Source organism: Pseudonocardia oroxyli, assembly GCF_900102195.1.
Classification (GTDB): domain Bacteria; phylum Actinomycetota; class Actinomycetes; order Mycobacteriales; family Pseudonocardiaceae; genus Pseudonocardia; species Pseudonocardia oroxyli.
Map to the genome: position 1 here is coordinate 356400 of NZ_FNBE01000004.1, position 12520 is coordinate 368919.

Sequence of the window (12520 nt, forward strand, 5' to 3'; positions counted from 1 at the left end):
ACCTACGACGCCGCCCGGAGCCGCTGCGAGATGACCGTGGTGATGCCGTCCCCGCGCATCGAGACGCCGTAGAGGGCGTCCGCGACCTCCATGGTCGGTTTCTGGTGCGTGATCACGATGAGCTGCGAGGTGGAGCGCAGCTCCTCCATCAGCGAGATGAGCCTGCGGAGGTTGGCGTCGTCGAGGGCCGCCTCGATCTCGTCGAGCACGTAGAACGGCGAGGGCCGGGCCCGGAAGATCGCGACCAGCAGAGCCATCGCGGTGAGCGAACGCTCTCCGCCGGAGAGCAGCGACAGCCGCTTCACCTTCTTGCCCGGCGGCCGCGCCTCGACCTCGATGCCCGTGGTCAGCATGTCGTCCGGGTCGGTGAGCACCAGCCGGCCGTCGCCGCCCGGGAAGAGGGTGGCGAACACGGTCTCGAACTCGCGGGCCACGTCCTCGTACGCCGTGGTGAAGACCTCGAGGATCTTGTCGTCCACCTCGCGGACGACGGTGAGCAGGTCGCGGCGGGTGTCCTTCAGGTCCTCGAGCTGCGTGGACAGGAAGGTGTACCGCTCTTCCAGGGCGGCGAACTCCTCGAGCGCGAGCGGGTTGACCTTGCCCAGCAGCGACAGGTCCTTCTCCGCACGCTTGGCCCGCCGCTCCTGGGTCGGCCGGTCGTACGGCATCGGCGGGGGCGCGACGACGTCCTCGCCGCGTTCCTTCGCGGCCTCGTACTCGGCCATCTCCGCGGGCGACGGCGGCACCCCGACCGCCGGACCGTACTCGGCGACCAGGTCGTCCACCCCGACGCCGAAGTCCGCCAACGCCTTCTCCACGAACTGGTCGAGCCGCAGCCGGGACTGGGCGCGGGCGACCTCGTCCCGGTGCACGGCGTCGACCAGCTTGTCCAGCAAGCCGGACAGGCGCCCGGTCGTGGCGCGGGCCTCGGTGAGCGCGGCCTCGCGGTCGGCCCGGGCCGCAGCGACCTCGTCCCGCTCCGCGGCGGCCGAGGCGAGCGAGACGTCCAGCCGGTCGAGGGCGCGGCCACCCGCCTCGATCACCATGGCGGCGACGGCCGTCCCCCGCTCACGCTCCTTGCGCGCGGCCTCCGCGCGGACCCTGGCCTGCCGTTCCGACGCGGCCTGCCTGCGCAGCGAGTCCGCCCGACCGGCGATGGCGCGGGCCCGCTCCTCCGCGGTGCGCAGGGCCAGCCTGCACTCGACCTCCTCGGACCGGGCGGTGGCGAGCCGGTCGGCCGCGGTGTCCCGCACCTCGGTGTCCGGCTCGTCCTCCACCTCCTCGTCCTCGGCCAGGGAGAGCTGGTGCTCGGCGGCCTCGAGCGCGAGCAGTGACTCGGACCGGCGGGCCTCCACGGCGTCCCGGCGCTGCCGCAGCCGCTGGGCCTCCTGCTCGGCCGAGCGCACGACCTGTTCGAGCCGCCCGAGCCTGCTGCCCGCCGCGGCCCGCCGCTGTTCGGCGGCCCGCCGTTCGGCGGTGGCGGCCTCGGCGTCCGCCTTGCGGGCCGCCTCCTCCGCGCGCGCCCCGTCCAGCGCGGGCCGCAGCCGGACCAGCTCGGCCTCGTTCGCCTCGCGCGCTGCGACGGCCTCGTCCACCGCGGCCTGCAGCTCCAACGCGCTCGACCCGCCGCCGGACCCGCCGCGGGCCCGGAACTCCTCCAGCACGTCCCCCTCGGACGTGACGGCGACGAGCCCGGCCCGGGCGACGACGGCGGCCTCGTCGAGGGAGGAGACCAGCACGATCCCGCTCAGCAGCCCACCGATCGGCGCGGTCAGGGCGGCGGGGGCGCGAACGGCCTCGGCCGCCCATCGCCCGGCGGGCGGGGCGGGGCGGCCCGCCGGGGCCACCGGGAGGCGTTCGGCGGCGGCCTCGAGCCCGGGGCCCTCCCCCGACGCACCGACCAGCAGCGTCGCCGCGCCGTGCTCGCCCTGCCGCAGCGCGCGCAGCGCCGCGACCGCCGCGGCGGGACCCGCGACGGCCACGCCCTCGGCCAGCTCGCCCAGGACCGCCGCGACGGCCGGGCGGGCGGCGGGTTCGACCTCGATCAGCTCCGCGACCGCGCCGAGGACGCCCTCGGACTCCGACGCCAGCAACGCGCCCGTGCCGTCCTTGCGCGCGAGCCCGACCGACAGCGCGTCCACCCGGGCCTGCCAGTGCGCGCCCTGTTTCTCCAGCTCCCGCTCCTGCGCGACCAGCTCCCGGACCCGCGCCGCCGCGGACTCCTGGGCCTGCGCCGCGGACTCGACGCGGGCGGCGAGCTCGCCCGCGTCCGCCTCGTCCAGCACGCCGAGCTCCTCGCGGGCGGCCTCCAGCTCCTCGGCCGCCTCGACGATCCGGGACTCGGCCTCGCCGAGCGCCTCGGACAGGTTCTCGATCTCCTCCGCGGTGGCCGCCGCGCCGCTGCGCAGCGCCTCGGCCTTGCCCGCGAGCGTGGCCAGGCCCGCCTTGCGGTCCGCGATCGCCCGCACCGCCGCGAGGTGCGCGCGCTCCGCCGCCTGCAGGGTGCGCTCGTGCTCGGCGCGTTCCTCCAGCACCTCGGCCAGCCGCTGCCGGGCCTCGACGACCCCGGCGACCAGCTCCTCCTCCTGCTCGGCGACGAGATCGGCCTCGGCCTCGAGCTCGTCCGGGTCCCGGCCGGGCGAGCGCGCCGCGGACTCCTGGGCGGCCGACGCCGCCAGGTGCCGGAACCGTTCCTCGGCGAGGCGGACCGTGCCGCGCAGCCGCTCGGCCAGCGCCGACAGCGCGTACCAGGTGTCCTGCGCCGCCTGCAGCCGCGGCGCATCCGCAGCCAGTGCCTCCTCCAGCCCGGCCTGCGCCGCGCGCGCCTCGTCCAGCTGCGCGGCGATCTCGGCACGGCGGGCGCGGGCCTGCTGCTCGTCCGCCTCCTCCCGGGCCAGGGACTCCCGCAGCGTGACGATGTCGTCCGCCGCCAGCCGGATCCGCGCGTCCCGCAGCTCCGACTGCACCTGCTGGGCCTTGCGCGCGATCTCGGCCTGCCTGCCGAGCGGTTTGAGCTGGCGGCGCAGCTCCGAGGTCAGGTCGGTGAGCCGGGTGAGATTGGCCTGCATCGCGTCGAGCTTCCGCAGCGCCTTCTCCTTGCGCTTGCGGTGCTTGAGGACGCCCGCGGCCTCCTCGATGTAGGCGCGGCGCTCCTCCGGCTTGGACCGCAGGATCGCGTCCAGCTGACCCTGCCCGACCACGACGTGCATCTCCCGGCCGATGCCGGAGTCCGACAGCAGCTCCTGGATGTCCAGCAGCCGACACGCGCTGCCGTTGATCTCGTACTCGCCCGCGCCGTCCCGGAACATCCGCCGGGTGATCGACACCTCGGAGTACTCGATCGGCAGCGCGCCGTCCGAGTTGTCGATGGTGAGCGTGACCTCGGCACGTCCGAGCGGCTGCCGCCCGGACGTGCCCGCGAAGATCACGTCCTCCATCTTCCCGCCGCGCAGGGCCTTGGCCCCCTGCTCGCCGAGGACCCACGAGATGGCGTCCACGACGTTCGACTTGCCGGAGCCGTTGGGCCCCACGACGGCGGTGATCCCCGGTTCCAGGCGCAGCGTCGTGGCCGAGGCGAAGGACTTGAAGCCCTTCAGCGTCAGGCTCTTGAGATGCACACGTCCCCCGGGTGTGGTCAGTCCGCGGGACTCTACCCGGCCGCGTTGAGCAGCCAGCGGATGCCGAACCGGTCGGTGACCTGCCCGAAGTGGTCTCCCCACATCTGCTTCTCGAAGGGCACGTCGACGACGCCGCCCTCGGCGAGCGCGGAGAACCAGCCCTCGATCTTCGCCGACTCGTCACCGGAGATGCTGACCGACACCTGCCCACCCGCCTCGGTGGGCCGCTCCGGATCACCGTCCGACGCCATGAGCACGAACCCGTCCGCGGTCTGGAGCTGGCCGTGCATCACGCCCTCGGGCGGCGGGACGGGGCCGGGGGACCCCATGTCGCCGAACGTCATGATCTGCAGGTCCCCGCCCAGCACGGACTGGTAGAACTCCAGCGCCGCACGGGCGGAGGTGTCGAAGTGCAGGTAGGGGTTGAGCTGAACGGTCATCGCTGCCTCCAAGGCCGACACCGGTGTGGTGCAGGGCACGCTAGACCCGGGCACCGACAGAACGGCTACCGCTCGGCGAACTCCGTCCACAGTCCCGTCGCCGAGCTCCACTGCTCGGCCACGGAGTCGACCCGTCCGGGCCGTCCCGGTGTCTCGCGACCGCGCAGCAGGGCCAGCAGGCTCGCGCACGCCTCCCGCGGCCCCTCGGCCGCGACCGCCACCCGGCCGTCGGACAGGTTGCGGGCCTCCCCCACGAGGCCCAGCTCCCGCGCACGAGATCGCGTCCACCAGCGGAAACCGACCCCCTGGACGTGACCCGCGACCCAGGCGTTGAGCCGAACGGGTGCCTCGTCGCTGCTCTTCATCGCGGCGCTACGTTACCGGATCGTGATCGGTGGAGCGGGTCCGAGACTCCTCGCCGGGCTCGCCCTCGGGGCGGTGCTCGCCGGGCTCGGCGTGGTCGCCGTCGTGCCGGAGACCTGGTCGGTCGCCCTCGCCGGGCAGAGCGTCCCCGAGACGACGGGGACGACCGAGCCGACCGAGCCGACCCCGCCGACCCCGCCGCAGTCGATCCGGGTGGTGGCGCCGCCGCCGACCACCGCCCCCCTGGTGCTGCCGAGCCCCGTTCCGGTCGCCGCACCGGTCGCGGAGGCGATCACCGCGGTGCCCGCGGCTCCGACCGGGACGACCCCGCCCCCGCGCACCACCGCCGCGCTGCCCACCACCGACATTCCGGTGGCGACGGGACCCGCCGCCCGCGTCGTCGCGCTGACGAACGAGGCCCGCGCCCGCGCCGGCTGCGACCCGCTGACCAGCGACGCCCGGATCACCGCCGCCGCCCGGGACCACAGCGCGGACATGGCCGCGCACGGCTACTTCGCCCACGACTCGCTCGACGGGCGGGACTTCGCGGACCGGTTGCGCGCGGCCGGCTACCCGGACCCGGGAGCGGAGAACATCGCGATGGGCCAGCGCAGCGCCGACGAGGTGGTGGCGGCCTGGCTCGACTCCCCCGGCCACCGCCGCAACATCGAGGACTGCTCGCTGCGCACCATCGGCGTGGGGTACGAGCCCAGCGGGGACTACTGGACGCAGGACTTCGGCAGGTAGAGCTATCGTCGCCGCATGACGGTCGTCGACAACGCGGTGTACGTGGACGGGCACCGGACCCGGGAGCCCGCCTCCCTCGACCTGACCGTCGAGACGCTGCGGGCCTGCGGTCCGGGCCGGGACGCGTTCTGCTGGATCGGGATGCTCCGGCCCACCGCCGAGGACATCACGGCGGCGGAACAGGAGTTCGGCCTGCACCGGCTCGCCGTCGAGGACACCCTGCACGGGCACCAGCGGCCCAAGCTGGAGCGCTACGGCGACACCGAGTTCGCGGTGCTGCGGCCCGCCCGGTACCTCGACGAGACCGAGGACGTGGAGCTCGGCGAGATCCACCTCTTCCTCGGCCGGGACTTCGTGATCACGGTGCGACACGCCGACGAGCCGGACCTCGCGGACGTCCGCAAGCGCCTCGAAGCCGATCCCGATCTGCTGGCCCACGGCCCGTTCGCCGTGTTCTACGCGGTGCTGGACAAGATCGTCGACGACTACGGGCCCGTCCTGGACGGCCTGCAGGACGACGTCGACCAGATCGAGACCCAGGTCTGGGACGCCGACCCCCACGTCTCCCGCCGGATCTACCAGCTCACCCGCGAGGTGATCGAGCTGCAGCGGGCCGTGGAGCCGCTGGCCGAGATCTTCCTCGCCCTGCGCGCCCGGTTCTCCAAGAAGAGCGACGACCCGGACCTGGAGCTGCACCGGCTGTTCCGGGACGTCTTCGACCACGCCACCCGCGCCCGCGAGCGCACCGAGGGTCTGCGGTCCCTGCTGGAGAACATCCTCACGGTGAACTCCACGCTCGTCGCGCAGCGGCAGAACGACGAGATGACCCGGCTCACCGAGGCCGGGTACGACCAGAACGAGCAGATGAAGAAGGTGTCCTCCTGGGCGGCCATCCTCTTCACCCCGACGCTGGTCGCCGGGATCTACGGGATGAACTTCGACGACATGCCGGAGCTGCACTGGGCGTGGGGCTACCCGTTCGCCGTGGGGCTGATGGTGCTGCTCGGCGGGCTGCTGTTCCTGATCTTCAAGAAGCGTGGGTGGCTGTAGCGGAGGGATCCGCCCGCGCGGCCCGCGTCGCCGACCCGCGGCTCAGGCGCCGGCGGCCTCGGCCGCGGCGAGGGACTCCTTCTGCGCCCGGGTGAAGTGCCGCTGCAGCCCCGTCGCGACGCCGCCCGGGTTCACCGCGTTCGCGACGATCCCGTCCCCCGCCCACCTCCGCGACGAACCGGGCGACGGACGCCGGGTCGGCCAGGTCCAGCGTGGCGCGGGTGGTGCCCGTGACCTGGGCCCCCGCCGCGGCGAGGGCCCGCACCGTCTCGGCCCCGAGCCCGGACGACGCCCCGGTCACGATCGCGCGCGCCGGCCAGGTCGTGGCCTGCCAGCACGTCGTCGGCGGTACTGGTGGCGGTGAAGGGCGTGGTGATCACACGTTCGCGCACTTCGGCTACCGCAAGAGCTCCATGGACGAGGTCGCCCGCGCCGCCGGGATCTCCCGGCCGGGGCTCTACCTCCTGTTCTCGTCGAAACGGGAGCTCTTCCGGGAAGCGGCGCTGTGGGCCCTCGATCGCGATCTCGGCGCGGCGGAGCGGGCCCTGGCGGGCGACCCGCCGCAAATCGTCGAGGCGTTCGACCACTGGGCGGGCCGCTACATCGGGCGCGGCCGGGACCTCACGGCCGTGGTCGGCGACCACCCGGAGCTGCTCGGGGCGGCGGCGGACGCGGCATCCGCCCGGTTCGCGGCGCTGCTCACGGCGGCGCTCGGGGACCCGGACCGCGCACAGACGCTGATCAGCGTATCCGTGGGCCTCAAGCACCAGGTCGAGACGCGTGCGGACTACCGCGCGCGGCTCACCGTCGCGGTGCGGCTGCTGCGCGGCCGCGGCTGACACCGCGGGCAGCTGTACGAGCTGCGGTTCATGAAGGGCTCCCGCACGATCGGGGTGCCGCAGCGCCGGCACGCCCGGTCGCCCCGGCCGTAGACGTTCAGGGAACGGTCGAAGTAGCCCGACGCGCCGTTGACGTTGACGTACAGGGCGTCGAAGCTCGTCCCGCCCTGGTCGAGGGCCTCGTGCATCACCTCGGAGGCGGCCTGGAGCACCGTGACCCCCTGGGCCCGGGTGAGCTTCTCCGTGGGCCGCAGGCCGTGCAGCCGGGCCCGCCAGAGCGCCTCGTCCGCGTAGATGTTCCCGATGCCGGAGACGATCGTCTGGTCCAGCAGGGCCCGCTTGAGCTCGGTGCGCCGCCTGCGGATCCCGGCCACCGCGGCGTCCAGTGAGAACTCGGGGTCCATGGGGTCGCGGCCGATGTGCGCGACGGGCTCGGGCACCCCGTCGACGAGAGGGTGGATCGACAGCCCGCCGAAGGTCCGCTGGTCCACGAACCGCAGCTCAGGGCCGGTCTCGAACGTGAAGCGGATGCGCAGGTGCTTCTCGGCGGGCCGGTCGGCCGCCGCGACGAGCATCTGGCCGGACATGCCGAGGTGGGCCATGATCGCCTCGTCGTGGCCGACGTCGAGCCAGAGGTACTTGCCGCGCCGGCCCGCCGCGGCGATCGTGCGACCCGCGAGCCGTTCGGCGAAGTCCCCGGTCAGGTGCCTGCGGACGGCGCGCGGGTGCAGCACCTCGACCGAGCGGATCGGGCGGTGCAGCACGTGGTCGGCGAGCCCGCGGCGGACGACCTCCACCTCGGGCAGCTCAGGCACTCGCGGCGGTCTCGTCCGTGATCGTGCGCCAGGCGAGCGCGGCGGCCTTCTGCTCGGCCTCCTTCTTCGTGCGCCCCTCCCCGGACCCCAGGTCCCGCCCGCCGACGACGGCGGTGGCGGTGAACGTCTTGAGGTGGTCCGGGCCCTCCTCGGTGATCCGGTACTCCGGCACGCCGAGGTTCTCCGAGGCGGTGAGCTCCTGCAGGCTCGTCTTCCAGTCCAGGCCCGCGCCGAGCAGCGGGGCGGACTGCAGCAGCCCGTCGAAGAGGCGGTGCACCAACGCGCGGGTCGGCTCGAGGCCGTGCTGGAGGTAGACCGCACCGATCATGGCCTCGGTGGCGTCCGCCAGGATGCTGGACTTCTCCCGACCGCCGGTGAGCTCCTCACCCCGGCCCAGGTACACGAACTCCCCGAGGGCCAGCGTGGCCGCCACCCCGGCCAGCGCGTGCATGTTGACCACGCTGGCGCGGAGCTTGGCGAGCTGTCCCTCGGGGAGATCGGGATGATCGCGGTAGAGCCGCTCGGTGACGATCACGCCGAGCACCGAGTCACCCAGGAACTCCAGGCGCTCGTTGGTCGGCAGGCCCCCGTTCTCGTACGCGTACGAGCGGTGGGTGAGGGCGAGAGTGAGCAACTCGGCGCCGACCTCGACGCCGAGTGCTGCCAACAACGGGGCCCGGTCGGTACGGGGACCCGTGACGCTCTTCTCGCCCACCAGGTGCGACTCAGGCGGGGCGGACGACCTGGCGGCCGTCGTACTGCCCGCAGACGGGGCAGGCGATGTGCTGGAGCTTGGGCTCACGGCACGCGCGGTTGCTGCAGGCGACGAGGGACGGCGCGGTGGCCTTCCACTGCGCCCGGCGAGAGCGCGTGTTGGACCGCGACATCCGGCGCTTGGGTACGGCCACGGCAGTTCTCCTACTGTTCTACGAGGGTTGTCTCAGGAAAGGCGCTCACGCAGAGCGGCCCACCGAGGATCCAGTGTCTCATGCCGGTGGTCGGGCCCGAGATCGGCCCGCCTCTCCCCGCACTCGGGGCACAGACCAGGACAGTCCTCGCTGCACAGCGGGGCCATGGGCAGGTCGATGGCGATCGCGTCCCGCACCGTCTGCTCGAGGTCCACGTGGTCGTCGACGACGCGCGGGATCTCGTCCGAGTCCGTCGTCTCCTCGGTCAGCGAGTCCGGGTAGGCGAAGAGCTCCTCGATCCGCTCCACCACGTCCTCGGCCAGCTCGTCGAGGCAGCGCGAACACTCCCCCGTCAGCTGCGCCGACGCCGTGCCGGACACGTACACGCCCTCGGAGACGGACTCCAGGCGCAGGTCCAGCGCGATGTCGCTGCCCGGCGGCACGGCGAGCACCCCGACCAGCCCGATGGCGGCGTCGGGGTCGTCCGCCCCGGGGGCCGCGATGGTGCGGGTGGCGGTGCGCATGATGCCCGGGCGGCGGCCCATCTCGCGAACGGAGAAGAGCCAGGGATTCGGTTGAGTGCTCATGTCGGCGTCGAGGATACGCGCGCCGGGAACCGTTCGGCGACGGCCGCGGCCAGCTCCAGGAACGCCTCCCGGGTGCCGGGCCGCAGCCGGGCCGGGTCGATCCGCCCACCCGTCGCGAGGTGCGGGTCGTGCGGGATCTCCAGCACGCTGCGGACGCGGGCGGCGAAGTGCTCCCGCAGACCCTCCCCGTCGATCTCCCGGCTCGGCGCCCCCACCAGCACGACGACGGCCTCCCGCGCCAGCTCGCCGTGGCCGTGCGCGCGCAGCCAGTCCAGCGTCTTGCTCGCCCGCCCGGCCCCGTCGACCGTCGGCGCCCCCACGACGACCAGGGAGTCCGCCCGGTCGAGCGTGCCCGCCATCGCGGAGTGGACCATCCCCGTGCCGGAGTCGGTGAGCATCACGCTGAAGAAGCGGGCCAGCACCGCGTCGGCGCGCAGGTACTCGTCCCGGGTGAAGGCCTCCCCCGCCGCCGGGTCCTGCTCCGACGCCAGCACCTGCAGCCGCCCGGCGAGGCTCGTGTAGCGCGAGACGGCGGTCCAGGAGTCCACGTGGTCCAGGTCGTTCAGCAGGTCGCGGACGGTGCGGTCGCTGTGCCCGGTCAGTCGCTCGGCGAGGGTGCCCGCGTCCGGGTTGGCGTCGAGGGCGAGGATCCGGTCGCCGCGGTGCTCGGCCAGCGCGAGCCCGAGGCAGGCGGTCACCGTCGTCTTGCCGACGCCGCCTTTGATGCTGGTCACGGCGACCCGATGGGTCCCCGCGAGGTGGCTGCGGACCCGCTTCAGGCGCTCCTGCGCCGCGAGCTGCGCCGGGCTCGGGCCGGGGTCGACCCGCCCGAGCGTGACGCCGTGCAGCCACCGCCGCCACCCGCGGTCCGGGACGGGTCCGCGGGTACGCAGGAGCGCGTCGGCGTCGAACGGGGCGGGCGGCGCTTCGGCACTCTCGGACACGGTCTCCCCCGGGGATCCGGCGACGGGCCCCACCGGCTCGCCCTGCAGCCGGTGGCCGTACCGCTCCCACCAGGTCTCCGGATCGGGCTCGTGCCGGGGCTGCATGGCGGCGAAGACTAGCCCGAGCGCCCGCCAGTTCTGCTCCGGTTGACCGAATAGTGATCGACTGGCAACAGGTGGCGCATCGGGCGATGATCCACTCGTCGGGTGCGGAGCGGTCGGAAATCGACCGTCTCGCGCCCGAGCAGTGGATCATGTGACGCGCGGGACGCCGCGAGGCTCAGTCGATCAGGTCCATCCCGGTGCCCGTGCGGCCGTACACGGCGGGGGCGGGGGTGCCGTTCGGGGAGCCGCCCTTCCACAGCCTGCTGCGGCCCCGGCTGACCGTGGTCAGGGCCTTGGTGAGGGTGTCCTCGAACTCCGCGAGCTTGGCGTCGACGTAGCCGTCGCACTCCTGGCGCAGGCGGTCCGCCTCGCCCTCGGCGGTGTCGATGATCTGCGCGGACTGGGCGTGGGCGGCCCGCACAACCTCGGTCTGGGAGACCAGGCGGGCCTGCTCCTGCTGCCCCTCGGCGACGAAGCGGTCGTGCGCGGCGCGGCCGGCCTCGACGTGGCGGTCCGCGTCGTGCCGGGCGCGCGCGGTGACCTCCTCGTACTCCTGCCTGCCGTCCGCGATCATGGTGTCGGCCTGGTGGCGGGCCTCGGCCAGCGTGCGCTCGGCCTCCTCGCGGGCCTCGCTCACGAGCCGCTCGGCCTCGGCGCGGGCGTCGGCGAGCAGCTCGTCGGACTCGGTGGTCGCCGCCGTCCGGGTCTCCTCGGCCTCGCGCTCGGCCTCACCGACGATCTCGTCGCGGCGGTCCAGGACGTCCTGGGCGTCGTCGAGCTCGGCCGGGATCGCCTCGCGGACGTCGTCGAGCAGGTCGAGCACGTCGCCGCGGGGGACCACGCAGTTGGAGGTCATGGGGACGCCGCGCGCCTCCTCCACCACCGTCACCAGCGCGTCGAGCGACTCGAAGACCCTGTACACGCGGCCGATCCTCTCACCGGCGCAGCCGGGTTCCCCGTATTGGCCGCACGCAGGGCGTGTCAAGTTCCGATCGGGGGATGAGGCCGTGCCTACGCGCGCTCCGCGATGCGCTCCACGAGCTGCCGGTGTACCGACGGTGGCAGGAGGTGGGCCACGTCACCCCCGTACGTGGCGACCTCCTTGACCAGCGAGCTGGAGACGAAGCTGAACTCGGGGCTCGTGGACATGAACAGCGTGTCGACACCGGACAGCCGCTGGTTCATCTGCGCCATCTGGAGCTCGTAGTCGAAGTCGGTGACCGCGCGCAGGCCCTTGACGATCGCCTTGATCTCGTGGGCGCGGCAGTAGTCCACGAGCAGGCCGTGGAAGGAGTCGGCGCGCACGTTCGGGAGATCGGCCGTGACCTCGTTCAGCATGGCGATCCGCTCCTCGACGGCGAACATGCCCTGCTTCTTCTTGTTGATCAGAACCGCGACGACGACCTCGTCGAACAGCTCCGCGGCCCGGCCGATCACGTCCAGGTGGCCCAGCGTCACGGGGTCGAAGGATCCGGGGCAGACGGCCCGCCTCATCGCGTCTCACCAGCCATGCCGGGACCGTAACAGTCGCCGACGTGGATCACGGTGTCCCCGTAACGTCGCTCACGCACCCCCGCGTACCCCGCGGGCCAGGGGAAGGGCTCGCGCGAGCGGGACCGCTCGACGACGACCGTCCCCTCCCCGATCCACCCCGACCGCAGCCCGGTGGAGAGCCACCCGGCGATGGCGGAGTCCGGTTCGGCGTAGGGCGGGTCGACGAAGACGAGATCGTGCGGGCGCGGCGGGTCGCCCGCCAGCACCGTCCCCGCGGGCCCGTAGCGCACGTCTCCCCCGAGCCCGACGACGGCGAGGTTCTTCCGCAGGACCCCCACCGCCCGCCGGTCCATCTCGACGAACGTCGCGGACGCGGCACCCCGCGACAGCGCCTCGAGCCCGAGGGCCCCGGTCCCGGCGCAGAGGTCGAGCACGTGGGCGCCGGACAGCCCCGGGTCGTGCTCCAGCGCGGAGAACAGCGCCTCCCGCACCCGGTCCGACGTCGGCCGGGTGCCCTCGGACGGCACCGTGAGCCGCCGCCCCCCGGCCTGTCCGGCGATGATCCTGGTCAAACCGCGCCTCCGGCGCTCGTGAGTGGGAAGTGGTGCTGG

General features: G+C 73.8%; 14 protein-coding genes. 3 read left to right on the forward strand and 11 right to left on the reverse strand.

What is annotated here, in order from left to right:
- Window positions 1–2: 2 nt before the first annotated feature.
- The 3 genes from smc to BLS43_RS08765 all read right to left on the reverse strand — a co-directional run bounded on the left by smc (window position 3) and on the right by BLS43_RS08765 (window position 4422).
- Window positions 3–3617 carry a chromosome segregation protein SMC gene (smc, locus tag BLS43_RS08755; protein WP_093079609.1) on the reverse strand — a complete coding sequence of 1205 codons (3615 nt, stop codon included), beginning with the start codon at window positions 3615–3617 and terminating at the stop codon, window positions 3–5.
- A gap of 32 nt (window positions 3618–3649) precedes the next feature.
- Window positions 3650–4057 carry a VOC family protein gene (locus BLS43_RS08760; protein ID WP_093079614.1) on the reverse strand — a complete coding sequence of 136 codons (408 nt, stop codon included), beginning with the start codon at window positions 4055–4057 and terminating at the stop codon, window positions 3650–3652.
- A 65-nt stretch (window positions 4058–4122) separates the two neighbouring features.
- Window positions 4123–4422, reverse strand: coding sequence for an acylphosphatase (locus BLS43_RS08765; protein WP_093079619.1), 300 nt, complete (start codon window positions 4420–4422; stop codon window positions 4123–4125).
- A gap of 22 nt (window positions 4423–4444) precedes the next feature.
- Between BLS43_RS08765 and BLS43_RS30960 the strand changes: the two genes are divergently transcribed.
- The 3 genes from BLS43_RS30960 to BLS43_RS08780 all read left to right on the forward strand — a co-directional run bounded on the left by BLS43_RS30960 (window position 4445) and on the right by BLS43_RS08780 (window position 7056).
- Window positions 4445–5167: a CAP domain-containing protein gene (locus BLS43_RS30960; protein ID WP_245707381.1), complete on the forward strand. Its 723-nt coding sequence runs from the start codon at window positions 4445–4447 to the stop codon at window positions 5165–5167.
- Between the two features lie 15 nt (window positions 5168–5182).
- Complete coding sequence (locus BLS43_RS08775) at window positions 5183–6217, forward strand: magnesium and cobalt transport protein CorA (RefSeq protein ID WP_093079624.1); 1035 nt, start codon at window positions 5183–5185, stop codon at window positions 6215–6217.
- A gap of 230 nt (window positions 6218–6447) precedes the next feature.
- Window positions 6448–7056 carry a TetR/AcrR family transcriptional regulator gene (locus BLS43_RS08780; RefSeq protein ID WP_245707383.1) on the forward strand — a complete coding sequence of 203 codons (609 nt, stop codon included), beginning with the start codon at window positions 6448–6450 and terminating at the stop codon, window positions 7054–7056.
- Here the strand turns inward: BLS43_RS08780 and mutM are convergent.
- The 8 genes from mutM to rsmD all read right to left on the reverse strand — a co-directional run bounded on the left by mutM (window position 7005) and on the right by rsmD (window position 12481).
- A complete protein-coding gene (gene mutM / locus BLS43_RS08785; RefSeq protein WP_093079628.1) occupies window positions 7005–7871 on the reverse strand; it encodes a bifunctional DNA-formamidopyrimidine glycosylase/DNA-(apurinic or apyrimidinic site) lyase in 867 nt (288 codons plus the stop codon). The genes BLS43_RS08780 and mutM overlap by 52 nt on opposite strands.
- Window positions 7864–8586, reverse strand: coding sequence for a ribonuclease III (gene rnc / locus BLS43_RS08790; protein WP_093079632.1), 723 nt, complete (start codon window positions 8584–8586; stop codon window positions 7864–7866). Before rnc ends, mutM begins: the two co-directional genes overlap by 8 nt.
- Window positions 8587–8596: 10 nt before the next feature.
- Window positions 8597–8779, reverse strand: coding sequence for a 50S ribosomal protein L32 (gene rpmF, locus BLS43_RS08795; RefSeq protein WP_093079637.1), 183 nt, complete (start codon window positions 8777–8779; stop codon window positions 8597–8599).
- Between the two features lie 32 nt (window positions 8780–8811).
- On the reverse strand, window positions 8812–9366 hold the full coding sequence (locus BLS43_RS08800; RefSeq protein WP_093079640.1) for a YceD family protein: 555 nt from the start codon (window positions 9364–9366) through the stop codon (window positions 8812–8814).
- Window positions 9363–10415 (reverse strand): MinD/ParA family ATP-binding protein, encoded by a 1053-nt coding sequence (locus tag BLS43_RS08805; protein ID WP_093079645.1) that lies wholly within the window; start codon window positions 10413–10415, stop codon window positions 9363–9365. The genes BLS43_RS08800 and BLS43_RS08805 overlap by 4 nt, the downstream gene beginning before the upstream one ends.
- Before the next feature lie 175 nt (window positions 10416–10590).
- The gene (locus BLS43_RS08810; protein WP_093079650.1) at window positions 10591–11337 is read right to left on the reverse strand and encodes a DivIVA domain-containing protein; all 747 of its coding nucleotides are present in this window, start codon (window positions 11335–11337) and stop codon (window positions 10591–10593) included.
- Window positions 11338–11426: 89 nt separating this feature from the next.
- Window positions 11427–11909 (reverse strand): pantetheine-phosphate adenylyltransferase, encoded by a 483-nt coding sequence (gene coaD / locus BLS43_RS08815; protein WP_093079654.1) that lies wholly within the window; start codon window positions 11907–11909, stop codon window positions 11427–11429.
- A complete protein-coding gene (gene rsmD / locus BLS43_RS08820) occupies window positions 11906–12481 on the reverse strand; it encodes a 16S rRNA (guanine(966)-N(2))-methyltransferase RsmD (protein ID WP_093079658.1) in 576 nt (191 codons plus the stop codon). The genes coaD and rsmD overlap by 4 nt, the downstream gene beginning before the upstream one ends.
- Window positions 12482–12520: the final 39 nt, after the last annotated feature.

Coding starts and splice junctions, on each gene's coding strand:
- BLS43_RS08805 (WP_093079645.1), bottom strand. CDS start 10,415: ATGCAGCCCCGGCACGAGCCCGATCCGGAGACCTGGTGGGAGCGGTAC.
- BLS43_RS08800 (WP_093079640.1), bottom strand. CDS start 9,366: ATGAGCACTCAACCGAATCCCTGGCTCTTCTCCGTTCGCGAGATGGGC.
- coaD (WP_093079654.1), bottom strand. CDS start 11,909: ATGAGGCGGGCCGTCTGCCCCGGATCCTTCGACCCCGTGACGCTGGGC.
- BLS43_RS08765 (WP_093079619.1), bottom strand. CDS start 4,422: ATGAAGAGCAGCGACGAGGCACCCGTTCGGCTCAACGCCTGGGTCGCG.
- BLS43_RS08760 (WP_093079614.1), bottom strand. CDS start 4,057: ATGACCGTTCAGCTCAACCCCTACCTGCACTTCGACACCTCCGCCCGT.
- BLS43_RS08775 (WP_093079624.1), top strand. CDS start 5,183: ATGACGGTCGTCGACAACGCGGTGTACGTGGACGGGCACCGGACCCGG.